The organism is Pseudomonas reactans (assembly GCF_013387025.1).
Taxonomy (GTDB): domain Bacteria; phylum Pseudomonadota; class Gammaproteobacteria; order Pseudomonadales; family Pseudomonadaceae; genus Aquipseudomonas; species Aquipseudomonas reactans.
Genome location: NZ_JACAQP010000013.1, coordinates 136586 through 156394, shown reverse-complemented (window position 1 = coordinate 156394; position 19809 = coordinate 136586). Strand labels below are relative to the sequence as shown.

Below are 19809 nucleotides of genomic sequence, written 5' to 3'. Positions count from 1 at the left end.
CCCTAATAGAGCCACCGCATTTTCTCAGAAAAAATGCGGTAGCCGTTTTTGGGGCCGCTTCGCAGCCCAACGCGGGGCAAGCCCGCTCGCCACAGCGGTCCATCCAACCACCACAATTGCGCAGCATTGCTTACAATGGGCGCCCTTTGTTTTTGACCAGGCCTGCCGATGTCCGCTACTGCTTCTCCCCACGTTGCCATCATCGGCGGCGGCCCTGCCGGGCTGATGGCCGCCGAAGTCCTGAGCCAGGCGGGCGTGCGGGTGGACCTGTACGACGGCATGCCCTCGGTGGGGCGCAAGTTTCTGCTGGCCGGCGTGGGCGGCATGAATATCACCCACTCCGAAGCGTACCCGGCATTCCTGTCGCGCTACGCCGAACGCGCGCCGTACATGGCGCCGTTACTGCGTAGTTTTGGGGCCGAGGCGTTGTGTGAATGGATTCATGGCTTGGGCATCGAAACGTTTGTCGGCACCTCCGGTCGTGTGTTTCCCACCGACATGAAAGCCGCGCCCCTGTTGCGCGCGTGGCTCAAGCGGCTGCGAGATCAAGGCGTGGTTATCCACACCCGTCATCGCTGGCTGGGCTGGACCGCCGAGGGCGACTTACTTATCCACAGCCCCGAAGGCGAAAAAACGGTCCACAGCGACGCCGTGCTGCTGGCCCTTGGCGGCGGCAGTTGGTCACGGCTGGGATCTGACGGCGCCTGGCTCAGGTTGCTGGAGGACAAAGGCGTGCCTTACGCCCCGCTGCAACCGAGCAACTGCGGTTTCGAGGTGTCGGCCTGGAGCGAGTTGATGGTCAGCAAATTCGCTGGTGCGCCGTTGAAAAATGTCGCCATCGGGTTGGGGGATGACAAGCCTCGGTTGGGCGAATGCGTGATCACTGCCACGGGCATTGAAGGCAGCTTGATCTACGCGCTGTCGGCGCCGATCCGCGAAGCCATCAACCGCGACGGCTCGGCCACTGTGCATATCGACCTGCTGCCGAGCAAGCCACTGGACAAGGTTCAGGCCGCGCTGGCGAAACCGCGTGGCTCACGCTCGATGAGCAAACATCTGCACAGTCAGTTGGGGTTGGATGGGGTCAAAGCGGCACTGCTGCGCGAGTTGGCACCGGCGGAGCACTTCAACGATCCGGCGCAATTGGCGGTGGCTATCAAGGCGCTGCCTTTGACGCTGGTGCAAACCCGGCCAATGGATGAGGCGATCAGCACCGCCGGCGGCGTGCCGTTTGAGGCGTTGGATGAGCGCTTGATGCTCAAGCAATTGCCAGGGGTGTTTTGCGCGGGGGAGATGCTGGATTGGGAAGCGCCGACTGGCGGGTATTTGCTGACGGGGTGTTTCGCCAGCGGACGAGCCGCTGGGCGAAGCATCAGGGAGTGGTTGAACGTGTAAAAAACGGGCTTTGTTCATCACATCCTCGAAAGAATGCAGACTTTACAGGTGGTGTTTTTTTAACCCGGATGGGAAGGAATGATGCACCTTCATCTGCCCCGCTGTATTGACGAGTGTGTCTTGAGCCATATGCAAAAATGCGTTCAAACTCTTTTGGACATGCTCGTCGACAGGCAGTTTTTTCTCCGCGTCAGGGTTTGAAAATGCAGGAGGCCAATGATCACACTTCTCCATGACTGTCGCCCCTCCATTTCGCACCACTGCCAACTCTTCGAACAGCAAGGCACTCTGGCGCTCCGTCAGGGAAAAGTGCTCGTTAAAGTGCCTTATTAACGCCTCGTAAGTTCTACCCGAAGACAGAAAGTCTTTTTTTTCTTGAAAGTCAGAAACCCTTTCCATCAATTCGTGCACGTTCTTTATAGCACTCGTTTCCTGCGTTACGACATCCATATGCGCCGGCAACAACGTCCAGACAACCGACGTTTCTATGATAAATGGTATCTTCATAAAAGCCCCACTCCAAGACCATTCAAACTCGCCATCAATTGTTCGGCAAACTGTTCCATTTCCGATTGAAGCCTTCCTGCGCAGACTTGAACGACGGATGATCTTCACCCAGCATGACTTTCAATTTTTCAATGAACTGCTCATGATTACGATAACTGTCTGCAGGTTTCGTGAGCTCATTATTTTTACGCTTAAACTCAGATACCAATTTATCAACAGCCTTCTGCCCATTCGCCTCTAAAACTTTCAGGTTCGATTCCAACCTATTCAAACTCTCTGGAGACAAATCGTAGTTCTTCTTCATAAAGGTTACATATTCTCTAGCCGTTTCAATACCTGCCACGATCTCGCCTTTCGAAACGTGATCTTTCAACTTAGCAGTCAACTCACCCCGCGTCTTCTTGATACGATTAATACGCTCCTCAGCCCCCTCGCCAGCCAGCGCCTTAGTACCTTCATAGACGACAAACCCAGCGACTATAGCAATAATTCCAGCTACAACTGGCGCAACCATATTTCTACTCTCCACTAAAAGACTGTATTTAAATATCGGCTAACCGACTCACATCCTCAGTGGAGAAATACGCAATAAGGTTCCTATACTTCACACGACAAAATGTAAGAAACAATCAATAGAAGCATAGCTTGGCGACGTTATTTTACTGAGCAGGTTTAGCTGCTCAGTACCCTGTCGCATATATTTTCTTCAAACGTTACTTTTTCTTACGCGGCCCGGTATTAAAAACAGGCACCTTGCGCACCGGCTTGATCGACGGCTCCGACGGCGCCACTTCTCCGCTGTCCACCCACTTGCCGAGGTTGCGCTTACCGCCACCGCCCGAGGTTTTAGGCTTCTTCGGTTTCTTTGGCTTCTTCACCACCTGCCCGCTGGCATCGGTCTCTGGCACACGGTGTTCGGGTTCGAAATCCTGCTCCATGTGACGGGTCAAGGTCTGACGCGTCAGCATCTCGATGGCTGACAGCATGTTCACTTCATCGGCACACACCAGGGAAATCGCCTCACCGGTGTTGCCCGCACGCCCGGTACGGCCGATACGGTGGATGTAGTCTTCGGCCACGATCGGCAGGTCGAAGTTGACCACCAGCGGCAAGTCTTCGATATCCAGGCCACGGGCCGCCACGTCGGTAGCCACCAGGATCTGCACGTCACTCGACTTGAAGCGGTCCAGCGCACGCTGGCGAGTAGCCTGGGGTTTGTCGCCATGGATGCCGTCAGCGTTGATGCCCAGGCCCTGCAACTTATCCACCAGCGCATCCACGCCGTTACGGGTTTTGGCGAACACCAGCACCTGCTTCCAGCGGCCTTTGCGCATCAGGTGTACAAACAGCTCCGGCTTGCGCTTCTTGTCCACCGGCACAATCCACTGCTTGACCGTGTTGGCGGCAACGTTGCGCGGGCTGACTTCGATGCTCAGCGGGTCATTGAGCATCTGCCCGGCCAGCGTGCGGATCTCATCGGAGAAGGTCGCGGAGAACAGCAGGGTCTGGCGCTTCTTCGGCAGCATACGGTAGATGTTCGCCAGCTCTTCGGAGAAACCCAGGTCGAGCATGCGGTCGGCTTCGTCCAGCACCAGGGTTTGCAGTTGGTTGAGTTTCAGCGCGTTCTGGCGGAACAGGTCGATCAGGCGGCCCGGCGTGGCGACCAGGATGTCGACGCCTTTGCGCAGCTTCATCATCTGCGGGTTGATGCTCACGCCGCCGTACACCGCGTAAGTGGTCAGCGGCAGGTTTTGCGCGTACTCGGCAACGCTGGCATGCACCTGCTCGGCCAGCTCGCGGGTCGGGCACAGGATCAGCGCGCGCGCCGAGTTGGCGGCGACTTTCGGCCCTTCCATCGTCAGCAGTTGCAACAACGGCACGGCGAAACCGGCGGTCTTGCCGGTGCCGGTCTGGGCGGCGGCCATCAGGTCGCGACCGGCCAGCACCGCCGGAATGGCTTGCGCCTGCACCGGCGTCGGGGTCTGGTAGCCAAGCGTCTCAAGGGCGCGCAGCAAGGGTTCGATCAGGCCAAGGGTGGCGAAAGTCATGTGTTTACCGTAGGAAAAATTCAGCGCAAGGTCGCAATGCGCCGCAGTTTACCTTATTTCCGCCTTCGGCTTGCGCCACTGGGGCAGGCTGATCAGCAGGACGGCGCTGATAATCACCAGCATGGCCAAAGCTTCTTCCAGACCAATGGTCTCGCCGACGAACACGATACCGAGCAATACGGCGACCGCCGGGTTCACATAGGCATAGCTGGTCGCCGCCGCCGGGCGCACATGCTTGAGCAGGTACATATAGGCGTTGAAGGCAATGATCGAGCCGAACACCGTCAGATAGGCCAGGGCCAGCCAGCCTTCCAGCGGCGGCACGGCTTGCAGGCGTTCACCGGATAGCGCACTCACGAACAACAGCGCCACACCGGCGACCAGCATCTCCGCGGCACTGGCCATGGCGCCCTGGGGCAACGGCAATTGCCGGCTCCACACCGAACCGAACGCCCAGGAGGCCGCCGCCACCAACAGCAACACAGCGCCCATCGGGCTCGACTGCAACGTGCTGCCCATATTGAGCATGGCGATACCGATGATCCCCAGGATCACCCCCGCCCATTCCAGACGGGTATTGCGCGCGCCCCAGAAATACCCACACAACAAGGTGAACAACGGCACGGTCGCCACGGCCAACGCCGCCACGCCGGACGACACGCCCATGTGTTCCGCCACGCTGACGCCGCCATTGCCCACAGTGAGCAGCAAAAGACCGATCATCCCGGCCGCCTTCCACTGCGGCCACGTCGGCGCCGGCACCCCGCGCCAGCGCAGGAAGCCATACATCAACGCCCCTGCCGTACAAAACCGAATCCCCGCCAGCAGCAACGGCGGCCAGTACTCCACGCCGATGCGAATCACCAGATAGGTGGAACCCCAGATCACATACAGCGCAAAAAAGGCGGCGATCAACGGTAAGGGAAAGCGACGTGGGCCAGGCATTGGGCGGCTCTATGGCAGGAGATGGGAGGCTTATTCTAAAAAGACAGGTCGTTAAACATAAGTTACAAAACCTGTTTAAAACGCCAATACACTTTTCAAAGCATGGTTGTGAAGGCTATAAACCGTGCTTTCGAAAGTCACGCGCAACCGGAGCCTTATCATGGACAAATACGACCGCATGCTCCTCAGCGCCCTGCTCGAAGACGGCCGCGCGTCCTACGCGCAACTGGCCCGCACGGTAAACCTCTCCGCCCCCGCCGTGGCCGAGCGCGTGGCCAAGCTGGAGGCCAGCGGCGTGATCACCGGGTATCAGGCCAAGGTGGACCTGTCCAAAGTGGGCTTGCCGATTCAGTGCGTGATTGAGCTGCGATTGACCAATCACGGCAGCCAGAAGGTGTATGACGCGTTGGCGGAAATTCCGGAGTTGACGGAGTGCCATCGGGTGACGGGGGATCCGTGCGTGATCATGCAGGCGGCGGTGGGGTCGATGCCGGAGCTGGAGAGTTTGATCAACCGCGTAGCGAAGTTCGGGTTCAGCAAGACCTCTATTATTTTGTCGAGCGCGATAGAGCGGCGGGTGCCGTTGGGGCAGTTGGAGGGCAATGGGAAAAGTGGTGGCTGAGCCGCCGTCATCGCGGGCAAGCCCGGCTCCCACAGTTAAAGTGCATTCCAATGGTGGGAGGTGGCTTGCCTGCGATGACGCCAGTTGCATCAGAGCAGATTTGAGCGCTCAACAATCAAATCGACAATCTGCTTGATCGTGGTGATGTGATTCCAATCTGCCTGAGTGGCCTGCAGGTTGAACTGCCATTTGATCTGCATGACGAAGCAGGTCAAGTCGTCATCGATAATCTTGAAGTCGCGGATGAAATCCGTTTGCTCCGTCACCTGGCTTCGGTCGATGAAGCCAATGATGTCGACGAACAGTTGAATCACCTTTTCGCTGATCTCGGCCCTGGTCAGATTACCGTCCATTTCTTGCCTCATAGGCACACTTACCAATACTGATTAAATCAAAGACGGCCAATCCTGCAGCAACGAAGGGAATGCCTCGCCCAATAATGCCAAATACCCGGACTGTGCCAAACGTTGCCTTAGCCATCCTAGCCATTGTGGGCTGCCTGATCAGCGTGCGAGGGAAAAAGCGCATGCCAATGAGGCTAGCCAGGTTTGTCGTTTTGCTTGAACCCACGTGAACCCAAGTACCCACGGCTATTTTGCTGATTGGTATGCCTGCCGACGCGGTGACAAATGTTGCTGCCGTCAACCCATAGTGCTCCTGAGTGCATTTCCAGAGGTCCTCGGCCGTGGTGTTTGGCCCCATAGAATCGGCATGAATGGGTTTAAGCAGGTGATAACTGCCGCCACTGCTAATACCTGGGGAGTTCGGTAGTGCAATGACCGCAGGACAGCTTGTCATCGTGTTACCCAAGTGAAACGCCAGGCTAGAGGTTGAGCCAAGATCAATACGATCTAACCCGAGCTCGAGCTGACTTCTCATGATTGCTGTATGAAGATCGCTTTCCTGCATGCCTGTAATCCCTGTACGTAAATGGCAGGCGGGATGGTAGGTCGCAAAAAGAGGTGGTAGTCGGATGAAGTGGAAAAACAGAAGGGTCCTAGGCAGCGATAGGATTCTACCTACTGACCATTCAGAAGCCTGCCTTCAAAAGCCAAGTTTTCAATGGACAGCAAGACCCATCTCTTTCATTTGAAGGACGTTTCCGAGAGAATCCCACGGCCTTGTTTCCGTCGGATCAGGTAGCTAGTCTCGCTCAGTCATCGAATGTTCGGTGATCGGACGTGCAAGTCCGACGGCAAGCAGAATCCACAGATCAACCTACAGCATGATGCCCAGCTTGATGCTTGGCGTTCGCCCGTTATGGCGGCTGTGCGTGGGAGGCCTTCGGGCCTGCTGGGTTTAGCTTCTTGCCCCGGTCTTGCACACCTACGTACAGTTGCCACCCTCATTCGTGTGCAAGCGAGGGGTGTCGACTTCTTCCCTGCAAGGAGTGTTCACCATGATCAAAGTCACCCCCGATCCACCCAGGTTCCTCAGCGAAGACGCCCTGCTCAATCGCCGAGCCATCGACTACTACCTCAAAGCGTCCGCCCCGGATGCGCCCCATTTCATTCTGAATGACAACCTGAGCTTCGAAGACGCCCTCGCCCATGCGGCGGATTTGCTGCATTGCGCGGTGGAGACGGTGCAGGATTCGGCTGAGTTGCTGAGCGCGCAGCAGCGGGCGGTGATGCATTTGGTGGGGATGGCGAAGGGGGTGGTGGATCGGGCGTTGGAGTGTGTGCAGCCTCGGTAGGAAAGTTGGCAGGACGGGCGCCATCGCCGGCTTGCCGGCGATGGCGCCTTCAGAACCCGCGATGCTTCTTCAGGTGCTCATTGATCTTCGCCGCCGGCACTTTCTGCAAGGTGCACAGCAGATCATGGGACAGTTCACGCAAGCCATGGGTCCCGCGCAGTTCCTGGGCCAGGTGGGCCGTGAGGTTGGCGGCCATCTCCGCATCCGCCATCGCCCGGTGAGCCTTGCCGGTGTGGGGCAGTTGGGCGTAGGCGTTCAGCGTGCCGAGCTTGTGGTTGGGCGCCGATGGCATGAGGCGGCGGGCCAGCAGCAGCGAACAGGCGAACTTCTGCAAACGGGTGCGGCGAATCAGCCCCAGCTCAAAGTCCCAGAACTTTTGGTCGAACGCGGCGTTGTGCGCCAGCAACGGCGTGACGCCGACGAACTCATTGACCTCATTCATCACCCGCTCCGCCGGCGGCGCGCTGCGCAGCATGGCGTTGCTGATGCCGGTGAGTTGTTCGATGAACGCCGGCACATGCACGCCGGTTTTCATCAGGCTCTGGTAGCGGTCCACGATCTGGCCACGCTCAAGGATGACCACCGCGATTTCCGTGGCACGGCAGTGGCTGCTGGGGGTGATGCCGGTGGTTTCAAAGTCGATGACCGCTATACGTTCCAAACCTGTTCCAACTCCGTCTTGGCATTTATTTGAGCAACAGCGCGCCTTCGATCGGCACATAACGGCTGGCGGCGCGTATCAATGAATTGGCCGTCAGCCCCGGTACGCCATAGGCCACGGCTTCGACGCCGTGCTTGTGGATAACCCGGTCGAGCAGCATGTCGAAATCGCCGTCGCCGGAAGCCAGCACGATTTCGTCGACGTGGTCGGCGGCGTCCATGATGTCGAGGGTGATACCCACGTCCCAGTCGCCTTTGGCCGAGCCGTCGCTGCGCTGGATGTAGGGCTTGAGTTTTACCGTAAAGCCCAGGTTGCGCAGGATCTGCTGGAATTGCTGCTGCTTGCTGTCGCCACGGTCGATGGCATACGCGTACGCCTCGACGATCTGCCCGCGCGCGCTGATGTCAGCCCACAGCGCGGCGTAGTTGAAGTGGCAACCATAGGCCTGGCGGACGGTGTAATAGAGGTTTTGCACATCGGCGAACACTGCAATTTTCTTCACCGCACTTCCTCATGACAGCCAGGCGCCAAGGCCCGGAAAGGGTGCAAGTATGCCAGCCGCGAGAAGGTTTCCGGGAAAAATCAGACCGGGGCAACGAGTCGCCCCGGTCTGGGTGGGTCAGACGAAGGAATCGTCGTCGCCGAAGGAGGAAGAATCGTCGGAGTAATCGCTGTCGGCAAAGCTGTCCGAATTGTTGCTGCCCCAGCTGTCATTGCCGGCGTACTTCTGGTCGTCGTTACCCCAGCTGCCGTTATCACTGGCAGGGGCTGGCTCTTCACGGATGATTTCTTCCACGACTTGCGGCTGTTGCGAGTTGTGGTTGAACAGGCTGCTGATGCCTTCGGCCAGCAACACGCCACCGGCCACGCCGGCTGCGGTTTTCATCGCGCCGCCGAGGAAGCCGCTGCCCGCCGGAGCGGCTGGAGCAGGCTGTTGATAATTCTGCTGCGGGGCAGGCTGGCTGAACCCAGGCCGCGTCGGTTCGCGCCAGCCACCACCGGAAGACGGCGGTGCACTTTGAGCCGGCGGCTGATCACGGGAACCACCGCCGCCAAAGATGCTCGACAGGAAACCGCCGCTGCTCGCCGGAGCAGGCTGCGCGGATTTGGCCCGCTGCAGCTCGTCCTGCAATTGCTGGATCTGCTGCGCCTGCTGCTTGTTCTGCGCGTCGAGGCTCTTGAGCGCGTGTTCCTGCACCAGGATCGACTGGGTCATGTAATACCCGGCCGCAGGTTGGCGCGTCATGTGCTCCTTGATCCGCGCTTCGGCCTGGGCGTCGCGGGGGGCTGAGTCCGTTTCGGCTTGTTGCAACCGTGAAAACAGTCCATCGATCAGGGTTTGCTCTTCGCTGTTCATGGCGACCTCGTTAGATTGCCGGTAGAAATCGTGGGCTCGCCTGTAATCAGGCGCCGTCCTAGTTATGGGGGTGTTACGAGTTGTTTCAATGGTCTTTACTCAAGGTTTACGTTTGCTTACCTCCGGTAATGATCGGTTAAAGTGTTGCCCTTGCTTTCAGGCCTGCGATGAACTTGATGAATCCGTTAGACGTGCTGCGCGACTCCTTCCGTTTCACCCAACGCAACCTGGGCGCCATCGTCCAGCTGTGTCTGCCGTTGGTGATTTTCGAAGCCCTGCTGCAACAGGTGCTCAACCACGTCGTCGGCCCGGATGCGTTTCCCGGCTACAGCGTGGTGGTGGGGTTGCTGGTGTACCCGCTGTACACCGGCGCGCTGATCCTGTTTCTGGATGCTCGCACCCGTGGCGAGTCGCCGCGCACTAAAGATGTCTGGGCCATGGCCCTTACCCTGTGGCCGCGCTTCGCCCTGCTGACGGCCATGAGCACGCTGCTGATTCTGTTGGGGCTGTCGCTGTATTTCCTGCCGGGGCTGTGGCTGATGGTGGTACTGGCGTTTGCCGAGTACCTGCTGGTGCTGCGCGGCATGCCGGCGTTGGAGGCGATGAAGGAAAGTTTCCGCCTGAGTCGTGGGCATTTCTGGCTGATCCTGGTGTGCCTGCTGTGCGTGATGACGCCGCTGTGGTTGCTCAAGGGCGCCAGTGTTGCAGCGTATCCAACACCTGCGCCGCTGATTGGCTTGCTGTTGGACAGTGCCCACAGCTTTCTCCAACTGTTTACCAGCGTGGTGCTGTTTCGTTTATTCATGCTGATCGGTGGCGATGCCGACGCGCGGTGATATGCTCCGTGCCACCTCTGAAACGCTATAAGCCGAGCCGATGACCCGTTTATTGCGCATCACCTTGCTGAGCCTGCTGATCATCGCAGGCTTGCTGACCGCCCTGATCTACAGCCTGACCTGGCGCCCCGAGGCTAAGGAAACCCTGCCGGTAAGCTGCGTCGCGCCGCGTGCGCCGACACTATTGCCGGGGCAGGCGCTCAAGGTCATGACCTGGAACGTGCAATACCTGGCCGGCAAGAACTATGTGTTCTGGTACGACACCGCCGACGGCAGCGGCCCCGACGACCGCCCCACCGTGGAAGACATGGCCGCCAGCCTCGACGAAGTAGCGCGGGTGATCCGCGACGAACAGCCCGACATCCTGCTGCTGCAGGAACTCGACGAAAACGCCAAGCCTTCCCACTACCAGGACCAGTTGGCCCTGCTGCAAGAGCGCCTGGTCGACCTCTACCCCTGCAGCGCCCAGGCCTTCGACTGGAAAGCCGACTTCGTGCCAAACCTGCACATCTTCGGCAGCGTCGGCCGCAAACTGGCGACCCTGAGCCGTTACCAGATCGAACACGCCGAACGCCTGCAACTGCCGGCGCCCGAGGCCAATATCATCAGCCGCCAGTTCCAGCCCAAGCCGGCTTTGCTGCTGACTTACCTGCCCCTAAGCGACGGTGGGCAACTGGCGGTGCTCAACACCCGCCTGGATGGCGATGCCCCTGGGCGCAGCGCGGTGCAGGATCAGGTGAAAACTACGGTCAAACTGCTGGATAAATTCGAGGGCCGTGGCACGCCCTGGCTGATCGGCGGGGATTTCAATCTGCTGCCCTTGGGGCAATTCCTACGCCTGGACGCCACCAAACGCGGGCAGTATTCGCCGGACAGCGAGCTGCATTTGCTGTGGGACAAATACCCAATGATCCCGAGCAATAGCCAATCCAGCGGGATTGATCGTGAGAAATGGCTGACGAACTTCCCCAACGACCCGAGCGTGGACGGCCCGGATCGTACGCTGGATTATCTGTTCTACAGCCCGCGGATCAAACGGGTGGAAGCCAAGGTGCGGCAGGAGGATACGTTGCGTATTTCCAACCATTTGCCGGTGATTGCGCGGTTTCTGCTGCCGGCCGCCCAGTAGTCACTTGCGCGGTTTGATCCGCGCCGTCGCCTCCGCCACCAGCGGGTCATCCGGCCAATAGTGCTTGGGGTACCGCCCCTTCAAATCCTTCTTCACCTCGGCATAGGTACTGCGCCAGAAGTTCGCCAGATCCTGCGTGACCTGCACTGGCCGCCGCGCCGGGGACAGCAAATGCAGCTTCACCACTTGGCGCCCTCCAGCAATGCGCGGTGTGTCGGCCAGCCCGAACAATTCCTGCAAGCGCACCGCCAGGATCGGCGGCTGTTCGCTGTAATCCAAACGCACTGACGAACCCGACGGCACTTTCACATGCTGTGGCGCCAGTTCGTCCAAACGTTGGGGCAGTGGCCAGGGCAGCAGATTGTGCAGGAAGCTTGCGATATCCAGGTTGGCAAAATGGCTCAGGCGCGAGACTTTGCCCAAGTAAGGCATCAGCCAGTGTTCGAGGCTGGCGAGCAAAGCTTTGTCACTGAGGTCGGGCCATTCGCTGGATTTACCGGCGTCGAGTTGGCGCAACAGCATGACCCTGGCCTGCCATTGGCGCAGTTCCGGCGTCCACGGCAGCAGTTCCAGGCCTTTGCGGCGGACCAGGTTGACCAGCGCCTGGCTGCGGGCGGACTCGTCGAGGCCGGTGAGCGGTTCGCGGCTGAGCACCAGCTCGCCGACTTTACGCTGGCGTTCGGCGCGCAGGACACCTTCGCGTTCGTCCCAGTCGAGTTGGTCGACATTACGCACTTGCTCGGCCAGCACCGTGTCGAACAGCGCCGGATCAAAATCCGCCGCCAGGTAGATACGCTCTTCGCGCTGGCCCTGGCGACTGCCCAGGTCGGCGATGACCAGCCAGGCCTGTTTCATCAGGCTGTCGGCTTCGGCGAACAGCGCCGCGCGGCCGTTGGCCAGTCGATATTCGGCACCGCCGGGGCGACGCTGCTGGGCGACGCGGTCCGGGTAGGCCAGCGCCAGCAAGGCACCGAGCCAGCGCGGGTGATCGGGGTCGGCAACGGCTTGAGTCGCCTGGCCTCTCAAGTAACCGCGATATTGTCGCGCCAGTTGCCTGGCCCGCTGCACGCCGCCTTGGGTACCGCGTGCGCGCTCTTCGCCGGATAACAGCGCCAACCGACTGTGCAAATCCGCACCGCCACCGCGCAGGATATCGCGCTCTCCCAGCAATGCGGCCACGTCGCAGGCCGTCGCCGCCAATCCAAAATCCTGCCCGCGCAGCAGCAGATGGGCGATACGCGGATGGGCCGGCAACTCAGCCATCTTCTGCCCATGGGCGGTCAGTTTGTCTTCATTCAAGGCGCCGAGGCGCACCAGCAAGTCCTGGGCCTGGGCATACGCGGCGGTTGGCGGCACATCCAGCCACACCAGTTGGTTGGGTGTGACACCCCAGCGCGCCAATTGCAGGGTCAGTCCGGCCAGGTCGGCGGCGAGGATTTCCGCACTGCCATAAGCGGCCAGGCCTTCGTGCTGGTCTTCGGACCACAGGCGATAACACACGCCCGGCTCCAGGCGCCCTGCCCGGCCAGCCCGCTGGGTGGCGCTGGCGCGAGAGATACGTTGGGTATCGAGGCGGGTCATGCCGCTGCCGGGGTCGAAACGCGGCACTCGCGCCAGCCCGGCGTCAATCACCACGCGCACGCCGTTGATGGTCAGGCTGGTCTCGGCGATGTTGGTCGCCAGCACCACTTTGCGTTTACCGGCGGGGGCCGGATCGATGGCGGCGCGTTGAGCGTTGAGGTCCAGTTCGCCATGCAGCGGGCACAACAACACATCGGTGCGCTCGCCGAGGGCGTCGGCCAGTTGCTGGTTGACCCGACGAATCTCCGCCTGCCCCGGTAGGAAAACCAGCACGCTGCCGGTTTCGTCGTGCAGGGCTTCGAGAATGGTCTGCACCACGCGCGGCTCGATGAACTCACCGGGCTGGTAAGGTCGGCCCCAGCGCATCTGCACCGGGAACATGCGCCCTTCGCTGCGCAGGATCGGCGCGTCGTCCAGCAGACTGGCCAGGCGTTCGCCTTCAAGGGTGGCGGACATCAGCAGGATTTTCAGCGGTTGATCGTCGCGAAAGAGTTCGCGGCCGTTGAGGCTCAGGGCCAGCGACAGGTCGGCGTCGAGGCTGCGTTCGTGGAACTCGTCGAAGATCAGCAAACCCACGCCGTCCAGCGCCGGGTCATCCTGCAGGCGGCGGGTGAGGATGCCTTCGGTGACCACTTCGATACGCGTATTGGGGCCGACTTTGCTATCCAGACGAATGCGATAGCCGACGGTTTCGCCGACCTTCTCGCCCAGTTCACTGGCCAGGCGTTCGGCCGCCGCACGGGCGGCAAGACGGCGGGGTTCGAGCATCAGGATGGTCTGCCCGACCAGCCAGGGTTCGTTCAATAACGCCAAGGGCACGCGGGTGGTTTTACCGGCGCCGGGGGGCGCTTCGAGCACGGCTTCATGGCGATTCGCCAAGGCGTCACGCAGTGCAGGTAAAACTTCATCAATCGGCAACGAATTCATACTGGCTCCAAAGCAGAGCGGCGAGTATAACGGCGAACTGCCGAGTGCCGACGATGGTCTCAGAAACGCCACCCACTTCAATTGCGAATGCAATCAAAGGTGGGAGCTGGCTTGCCTGCGATGGCGGCGTGTCAGCCAATGCACTTCTGACTGAACCACCGCTTTCGCAGGCAAGCCAGCTCCCACATTGGAACGGCGTCGTTCAGCCGATCTAGCTTATAGTCCTCTTTAAATCGTGTTCAGGAGAATGTTATGCGTATCGCTTCCCGTGTCATTGGCGGTGTCCTCGCCGTCACCCTGCTGAGCCAATTGACGGCCTGCGGTTCGATCTTCTATCCGGACCGCCGTGGCCAGATCGACGGCAAGATCGACCCGACCATCGCCGTGCTCGACGCCGTGGGCCTGCTGTTCTATGTGATCCCTGGCCTGATCGCGTTCGGCGTGGACTTCGCCACCGGCGCCATCTACTTCGAACCGGGCAAGACCGCCCAGGTCGACCCGCAAAAACTCCACGAAGCCATCGGCGCCGACGGCAAGGTCGACAACGCCAAGCTGCAAAGCATCATCCAGAACGAAACCGGCCGCAGCCTGCCGCTCGACGACCCGCGCATGATCCAGTTCAAGGGCAGCGTGCAACAGCTCGCCAGCCTGGGCCTGCAACCCGCCGCTTAAGGATCCGAGCCGCCTATGACCAGCAGTCCCGAACACGCCAGGCTCTTGCGCCTGGCCACTCGCGCCTCGGTGGGCGTGGCTTGTGCACTGATTATCACCAAGGCCATCGCCTGGTGGCTCAGCGGCTCGGTGAGCATGCTCGCCGGGTTGACCGACTCACTGCTGGACGGCGTGACTTCGCTGCTGAACCTGGTGGCGGTGCATTACGCGTTGCGCCCGGCCGATGACGATCACCGCTATGGGCACGGCAAGGCGGAGTCGTTGTCGGGCATGGCGCAGGCGCTGTTTATCGGTGGCAGTGCGGTGTTGATCGCGTTCCAGGCGTACCAGCGGCTGCAACACCCGGAGCCGGTGGGCGCACCGTGGTTGAGCATTGGCGTGATCGTGTTTTCCCTGGTACTGACCGTGGCTTTGCTGATGCTGCAACACCGGGTGATCCGCGAAACCGGCTCCAACGCCGTGCGCGCGGACTCATTGCACTACCGCTCCGACCTGATGCTCAACGGCAGCATTTTGGTGGCGCTGGTGTTGGCGGGGTTTGGCTACCATCAGGTCGACGCCTGGTTCGGCCTGGGCATTGCCGCCTACATCTTGTGGAGCGCCATCCAGATCGCCCGTGAAAGCTTTGCGGTATTGATGGATGAAGAACTGCCACCGGACGTCAGCCAGCACATGCTGGAACTGGCTCGTGGGGTACCGGGCGTCTTGGGCGCGCATGATTTGCGCACGCGGATTTCCGGCAGCCATTGGTTTGTGCAACTGCACCTGGAGTTGCCGGGGGAATTGACGCTGTCAGTGGCCCACGGCATCAGCGACCAGGCCGCCGATGCGATTCACAAGGCGTACCCGCGCGCCGAAGTGCTGGTGCACGCCGACCCGCGGGAAGTGGTCACAGGCAATAAAACCTAGTACTGCACCTGATAACCGCGGCTGCTCAGGCAGTTGCCCTGGGCCTGGCGGTAGGTTTGCACCACCGCCGGGTCGGGGGCATAGGTGACTTGCTGCGGGTCGAAGCCACTTTGCTGCACGGCCCAGCGATAACAGTCATACCCGTCCTGCTGCACCTGGGCCGGTGACTGACCGTTGGCCGGATACGCCACCACGTCATAACCATTGCCTTGCGGCGCGGGCTGCGGTGCCGGTACGGCGGCTGGCGGTTGCACCACCACGTATTGCTGGGAGCTGCTTTCGTAGGTGTAGTAGGAACCCGCCGCGAGGAAGAACAGCGCGCTGCCGATCCACACTTCACGCGCGTAGTCCGGCAGGTAATGCACACGGATGCCGTACGGTGGCGTCACCACCACATAACGCGGGCCTTGCGGGCGGTACCAGTAGCCGCCGGAGTAGAAGTAATCCTGGCCACGGTAAGGCACGCGGTAATTGCGGTCGGGGAAGCGGTCGATCACATAACCTGGGCGATGCTGCGGGCCTGGGCCCCAGCCGTTGCCATGGCCGTCGGGGCGACCGGGCCAGCGGTTGTCGCCGGGGCGCGAGCCTGGGCCGCCCGCTTCCCAATGTTGGTTGCCGTCATTGCGTCGAGGGATGTCACGGTAATAGCCCTGGCGCGGTTCCTGGGTCTGGCGCACGGTGTCGGGGCGACTCTGGATCGGCAGGTTGTTCGACGGCTGTGGTTGTGGCTGGGGCCGCCCCTGCTCATTGCCCTGGGGACGCCCTTGCCATTGGCCACCACCGTTCTGGCCTGCGCGATCAAAATGCTGATTCTGCGGGCGCGGCTGGTTGTTTTCCTGACGTGGTGGGTTGTTCTGCGGACGCGGCTGTTCATTACCGCCTCCTGGCCGTCCGCCCTCCGGCCCTCTTTCATGCTGACCACCGCCCTCACCACGCGGCCCGGTATCACGTTCGTCGGCCACTGCCTGGGCGCCAACGGTGACCATCAGCAAACCTACACCTGCCAAACGCCAGATGCGCTTCATGCTATTCCTCACTGCGGATTAGGGCCTGTCCATGAGACTGGAAAAGCCAGGCCCGGTTCTCGGACAGGTTATCAGCAGGCAAAAGAAAAGGGGTGACCCGTCGGCCACCCCTTGAGAACTTCGTCCTGGCTCAACGCTTTTGACGTTGGCTCACCTCACGCCGTCTTGTGGACAGTGTGCAGCCTGGAGGCCGGCTCAACCCTGCTGGGGTGGCGGCCGCAGCGGGCCTGATTGGGCGCGCTGCTTTGGACTGTTGTCCAGGCGGTGATTCTGTTGATAAAGATACCCGCCAGCGCCCGGCAGATGATTGCGAAGATTGCGTCAATAAACAGTGCTTGCGCAATTTTTAACCCTTCATAGATAATTCACCGCAATAGTTACGACAAAGGCCAACCCAATGAGCAAGCTTGACCGATACGACCTGAGTATTTTGGCGGAATTGCAACGTGATGCGAGGATCTCCAACCAGGAGCTGGCCGAACGCATCGGCTTGTCGCCGTCGCCATGCTCGCGCCGGGTCAAGCAGTTGGAGGACGACGGCTACATCGCCCGCCAGGTCGCCTTGCTCGACCGCAAGATGCTCGGCCTGAGCCTGACCGCCTATGTGCTGATCGGCATGGATCGTCACACGCCCGAACGCTTCGAGAACTTCGAAGCGGCGATCCGCACCCTGCCTCAGGTGCTGGAATGCAGTTTGGTCACCGGGATGGATGCGGACTATCAGTTGAAAGTGGTGGTGCCGGACATGGATCACTATCAGAAACTGCTGCTGGGTCATCTGACCCGCATTGAAGGTGTGACCAGCGTGCGGTCGAGCTTTGTGCTGAACCAGGTGCTCAACAGCACCGAATTACCGCTGACGCACCTGCGCACCTGAGATCAACACGAAACAATGTGGGAGCTGGCTTGCCTGCGATAGCATCACCTCGGTTTTACTGGCACACCGAGTTGCCTGCATCGCAGGCAAGCCAGCTCCCACATTGACCGCGACCGACTCAGGTCAATGTTGCGCCTTTGACGCTGCCGTATACTGCCCTCCTGCCCTGTCGGAAGCCCCCATGAACAACATCGACCCCGCCCTCTTTGAAGAATGGATGATGACCGGCCTGGTCACGATCCTGATCATTTTCATGGGTTTTATCGTCTGGGACCTGGCGAAGAAGTCCAAGGCCGGGCGTTTTGGCTCGTTTATCCTGTTCTTCGTGTTGGGCCTGGGCGTGGCCGCGTTCATCATCAAGAGCGTGGTGATCGGCCTGATCGAGTCCGGCGCCTTATAAGCGCGCCGGCACTTCCTTCCACTGGCCTTGATCCAGGCCGTCAATCGTCCAGTCGCCAATGCGCACGCGCACCAGACGCAAGGTGGGCAAGCCCACGGCGGCAGTCATGCGCCGCACCTGGCGGTTACGCCCCTCGCGAATCACCAATTCAAGCCAGTACGTCGGTATGTTTTTGCGAAAGCGCACCGGCGGGTTGCGCGGCCATAACTCGGGCTCGTCCAACCGGCGCGCTTCGGCCGGCAGGGTCTTGCCGTCATTCAGTTCGACACCGTCGCGCAAGCGTTGCAGTTGCTCTTCGGTCGGTTCGCCTTCCACCTGCACCCAGTAGGTTTTCGCCAACTTGTGCTTGGGGTCGGCAATCCGCGCCTGCAACTGGCCATCGTTGGTCAGCAGCAACAAGCCTTCGCTGTCACGGTCCAGGCGGCCCGCCGGGTAGATGCCGGGGATGTCGATGAAGTCTTTGAGCGTCGCGCGTCCGCCTTCGTCGCTGAACTGGGTCAGCACGTCGAAGGGTTTATTGAACAGGATCAATTTCGGCTCGGCCGGTGGCGCCTTGGCGACACGCCGCGCGGCGGAATACGGAGGTTTCACGCCAGGGCGGCGCGAATCGGGACGGGTGGGACGGGACATGGCAAGGAACATCTAACGGTCAGGACCGACAATGCTAGTGGCCTGACCGTTAAATGACCATCCCAACCGCTTAGCGGAACGGCGGCTCGTCGAAGCTGCGCAGTTTGCGCGAGTGCAGCGAATTGAGTTCGGTGCGCAGCAAATCCACCGCCTCGATGCCGATCTTCAAGTGCTGACTGACCGCGCGCTCATAGAATGCGTTGGCCGAACCGGGCAGCTTGATCTCACTGTGCAGTGGCTTATCCGACACACACAGCAAAGTGCCGTACGGCACCCGCAAGCGATAACCCTGGGCGGCGATGGTACCGCTTTCCATGTCCACGGCCACGGCGCGGGACAGGTTGATCAGCGGCCGCTCCTGTGCCCAGCGCAGTTCCCAGTTACGGTCGTCGTAGGTCAACACGGTGCCGGTGCGCAGGCGTTTTTTCAGTTCTTCGCCTTTTTCGCCGGTGACGTTGGCCGCCGCTTGCTGCAAGGCCAACTGCACTTCGGCCAGGGCCGGGATCGGGATGTTCGGCGGCACCACGCGGTCGAGAATCCCGTCGCGGCGCATGTAGGCGTGAGCCAGCACGTAATCGCCGATGGTCTGGGATTGGCGCAGGCCGCCGCAGTGACCGATCATCAGCCAGCAATGCGGACGCAGCACGGCCAGGTGGTCGGTGATGTTCTTCGCGTTGGACGGGCCGACGCCGATGTTGACCAAGGTCACGCCGTGGCCGTCAGTGGCTTGCAAGTGATAAGCCGGCATCTGATACCGGTGCCACACCACGCCAGCGGCAATCGCGGACGCTTCGCCGTGGTCCATGCTCTTGTCGATCACCACATTGCCCGGCAGCACCATGCGGATAAAACGCGGGTCGCTGCGCAGTTGCTCCAAGCCATGCAGGATGAACTGGTCGACATAACGGTGGTAGTTGGTCAGCAGGATCCACGGCTGCACATGGCGCCAGTCGCTGCCGGTGTAGTGCACCAGGCGGCGCAGGGAAAAGTCCACGCGCGCCGCATCGAACAACGCCAGGGGCAGCGGGTCGGTGTTTTCCCAGTCGTACAGGCCATCGGCGATGCCATCGGTGGCGGCCGACAGGTCGGTGCTCGGGAACACGCGGGCCAGGGTCGCCGCGGTCACGCCGGAGCCGGCCAGTTCATCGCCCTGCTCCACCACATACGGGTACGGAATGTTCTGCTGGCTGACGCCGACTTCCACCGTCACGGTGAAGTCATGCATCAACGGCACCAATTGCTCCAGCAGGTATTTACGGAACGCCGCAGGATGGGTGACGGTAACGCTGTAGGTTCCCGGCAACTGAACCTTGGCATACGCCCGGGTAGTTTGTGGGACTTCGCCGTGGCAGTGGTAGGTCAGGCGCAGTTCCGGGTAGCGAAACAACGCACGTTGTTCGGCGTCGGGTTCGACGCGGTCCTTGAGGTATTGCTTGAGGGCTTGATTGAGCGCGCCCGTGGCGCGCTCATGCAGGGCCGCCAGCCGATCCACGGCTTCTTCGGCGGTTTGAACGACAACAAAAGCTTCGGTCACGGTAAGCATCCTGTGTTCTGACGTGCAGGCCTTTATCTTGCCTGTATCCCCGTCAGAC

22 protein-coding genes are annotated in these 19809 nt (G+C 60.6%); 9 read left to right on the top strand and 13 right to left on the bottom strand.

The genetic code is table 11. The features are described 5' to 3' along the window. The first annotated feature begins 168 nt into the window (after window positions 1–168). Window positions 169–1395 (top strand): TIGR03862 family flavoprotein, encoded by a 1227-nt coding sequence (locus HX793_RS15875; RefSeq protein ID WP_016976730.1) that lies wholly within the window; start codon window positions 169–171, stop codon window positions 1393–1395. A gap of 42 nt (window positions 1396–1437) precedes the next feature. Here HX793_RS15875 and HX793_RS15870 read toward each other — a convergent pair whose 3' ends face one another. The 4 genes from HX793_RS15870 to yedA all read right to left on the bottom strand — a co-directional run bounded on the left by HX793_RS15870 (window position 1438) and on the right by yedA (window position 4895). Then, on the bottom strand, window positions 1438–1902 hold the full coding sequence (locus HX793_RS15870; RefSeq protein WP_177095281.1) for a hypothetical protein: 465 nt from the start codon (window positions 1900–1902) through the stop codon (window positions 1438–1440). Window positions 1903–1936: 34 nt separating this feature from the next. Beyond that, window positions 1937–2416 (bottom strand): hypothetical protein, encoded by a 480-nt coding sequence (locus tag HX793_RS15865; RefSeq protein ID WP_177053220.1) that lies wholly within the window; start codon window positions 2414–2416, stop codon window positions 1937–1939. 199 nt (window positions 2417–2615) lie between these two features. Then, window positions 2616–3950 carry an RNA helicase RhlE1 gene (gene rhlE1, locus HX793_RS15860; RefSeq protein ID WP_177053221.1) on the bottom strand — a complete coding sequence of 445 codons (1335 nt, stop codon included), beginning with the start codon at window positions 3948–3950 and terminating at the stop codon, window positions 2616–2618. Between the two features lie 48 nt (window positions 3951–3998). Continuing rightward, a complete protein-coding gene (gene yedA, locus HX793_RS15855; protein ID WP_095013627.1) occupies window positions 3999–4895 on the bottom strand; it encodes a drug/metabolite exporter YedA in 897 nt (298 codons plus the stop codon). Window positions 4896–5055: 160 nt separating this feature from the next. Here yedA and HX793_RS15850 point away from each other — a divergent pair, with 160 nt between their 5' ends. Continuing rightward, window positions 5056–5517, top strand: a complete 462-nt coding sequence (locus HX793_RS15850; protein ID WP_016976725.1) for an Lrp/AsnC family transcriptional regulator — start codon at window positions 5056–5058, stop codon at window positions 5515–5517. Window positions 5518–5606: 89 nt separating this feature from the next. Here HX793_RS15850 and HX793_RS15845 read toward each other — a convergent pair whose 3' ends face one another. Both HX793_RS15845 and HX793_RS15840 read right to left on the bottom strand, forming a co-directional pair. Then, on the bottom strand, window positions 5607–5870 hold the full coding sequence (locus HX793_RS15845; RefSeq protein WP_177053222.1) for an acyl carrier protein: 264 nt from the start codon (window positions 5868–5870) through the stop codon (window positions 5607–5609). Further along, complete coding sequence (locus HX793_RS15840) at window positions 5860–6426, bottom strand: hypothetical protein (protein ID WP_177095283.1); 567 nt, start codon at window positions 6424–6426, stop codon at window positions 5860–5862. The genes HX793_RS15845 and HX793_RS15840 overlap by 11 nt, the downstream gene beginning before the upstream one ends. A gap of 490 nt (window positions 6427–6916) precedes the next feature. On the opposite strand from HX793_RS15840, the gene HX793_RS15835 reads away from it, so the two are divergent. Then, a complete protein-coding gene (locus tag HX793_RS15835; RefSeq protein WP_177053224.1) occupies window positions 6917–7213 on the top strand; it encodes a DUF6124 family protein in 297 nt (98 codons plus the stop codon). 49 nt (window positions 7214–7262) lie between these two features. Here the strand turns inward: HX793_RS15835 and HX793_RS15830 are convergent, their stop codons facing one another. The 3 genes from HX793_RS15830 to HX793_RS15820 all read right to left on the bottom strand — a co-directional run bounded on the left by HX793_RS15830 (window position 7263) and on the right by HX793_RS15820 (window position 9231). After that, window positions 7263–7874 (bottom strand): 3'-5' exonuclease, encoded by a 612-nt coding sequence (locus tag HX793_RS15830; protein ID WP_038847543.1) that lies wholly within the window; start codon window positions 7872–7874, stop codon window positions 7263–7265. Between the two features lie 25 nt (window positions 7875–7899). Beyond that, on the bottom strand, window positions 7900–8376 hold the full coding sequence (locus HX793_RS15825; RefSeq protein WP_025858209.1) for a LabA-like NYN domain-containing protein: 477 nt from the start codon (window positions 8374–8376) through the stop codon (window positions 7900–7902). 117 nt (window positions 8377–8493) lie between these two features. Beyond that, complete coding sequence (locus HX793_RS15820; RefSeq protein ID WP_177061518.1) at window positions 8494–9231, bottom strand: DUF2076 domain-containing protein; 738 nt, start codon at window positions 9229–9231, stop codon at window positions 8494–8496. A gap of 176 nt (window positions 9232–9407) precedes the next feature. Between HX793_RS15820 and HX793_RS15815 the strand changes: the two genes are divergently transcribed. Both HX793_RS15815 and HX793_RS15810 read left to right on the top strand, forming a co-directional pair. Then, window positions 9408–10067 (top strand): YciC family protein, encoded by a 660-nt coding sequence (locus HX793_RS15815; RefSeq protein ID WP_025999910.1) that lies wholly within the window; start codon window positions 9408–9410, stop codon window positions 10065–10067. A gap of 40 nt (window positions 10068–10107) precedes the next feature. Continuing rightward, complete coding sequence (locus HX793_RS15810) at window positions 10108–11196, top strand: endonuclease/exonuclease/phosphatase family protein (protein WP_177095285.1); 1089 nt, start codon at window positions 10108–10110, stop codon at window positions 11194–11196. Here the strand turns inward: HX793_RS15810 and hrpB are convergent, their stop codons facing one another. Continuing rightward, entirely contained in the window at window positions 11197–13704 is a 2508-nt protein-coding gene (gene hrpB, locus HX793_RS15805; protein WP_177095287.1) for an ATP-dependent helicase HrpB, read from the bottom strand. A gap of 252 nt (window positions 13705–13956) precedes the next feature. On the opposite strand from hrpB, the gene pmcY reads away from it, so the two are divergent. Beyond that, a complete protein-coding gene (gene pmcY, locus HX793_RS15800; protein WP_016978610.1) occupies window positions 13957–14376 on the top strand; it encodes a periplasmic Zn2+ metallochaperone PmcY in 420 nt (139 codons plus the stop codon). A gap of 15 nt (window positions 14377–14391) precedes the next feature. After that, window positions 14392–15285 (top strand): cation diffusion facilitator family transporter, encoded by an 894-nt coding sequence (locus HX793_RS15795; RefSeq protein WP_016978609.1) that lies wholly within the window; start codon window positions 14392–14394, stop codon window positions 15283–15285. On the opposite strand, the gene HX793_RS15790 is transcribed toward HX793_RS15795, so the two are convergent. Next, window positions 15282–16310 (bottom strand): DUF6515 family protein, encoded by a 1029-nt coding sequence (locus tag HX793_RS15790; protein ID WP_177053228.1) that lies wholly within the window; start codon window positions 16308–16310, stop codon window positions 15282–15284. The genes HX793_RS15795 and HX793_RS15790 overlap by 4 nt on opposite strands. A 397-nt stretch (window positions 16311–16707) precedes the next feature. Between HX793_RS15790 and HX793_RS15785 the strand changes: the two genes are divergently transcribed. Both HX793_RS15785 and HX793_RS15780 read left to right on the top strand, forming a co-directional pair. Beyond that, window positions 16708–17187, top strand: coding sequence for an Lrp/AsnC family transcriptional regulator (locus tag HX793_RS15785; RefSeq protein ID WP_003194418.1), 480 nt, complete (start codon window positions 16708–16710; stop codon window positions 17185–17187). A gap of 190 nt (window positions 17188–17377) precedes the next feature. After that, entirely contained in the window at window positions 17378–17587 is a 210-nt protein-coding gene (locus HX793_RS15780; protein WP_025999909.1) for a DUF2788 domain-containing protein, read from the top strand. Here HX793_RS15780 and HX793_RS15775 read toward each other — a convergent pair. Together HX793_RS15775 and amn are read right to left on the bottom strand one after the other, a co-directional pair. Further along, window positions 17582–18217 (bottom strand): pseudouridine synthase, encoded by a 636-nt coding sequence (locus tag HX793_RS15775; RefSeq protein WP_025999908.1) that lies wholly within the window; start codon window positions 18215–18217, stop codon window positions 17582–17584. The two genes, HX793_RS15780 and HX793_RS15775, sit on opposite strands and share 6 nt — an antisense overlap. A gap of 70 nt (window positions 18218–18287) precedes the next feature. Beyond that, complete coding sequence (amn, locus tag HX793_RS15770; protein WP_161630243.1) at window positions 18288–19760, bottom strand: AMP nucleosidase; 1473 nt, start codon at window positions 19758–19760, stop codon at window positions 18288–18290. Window positions 19761–19809: the final 49 nt, after the last annotated feature.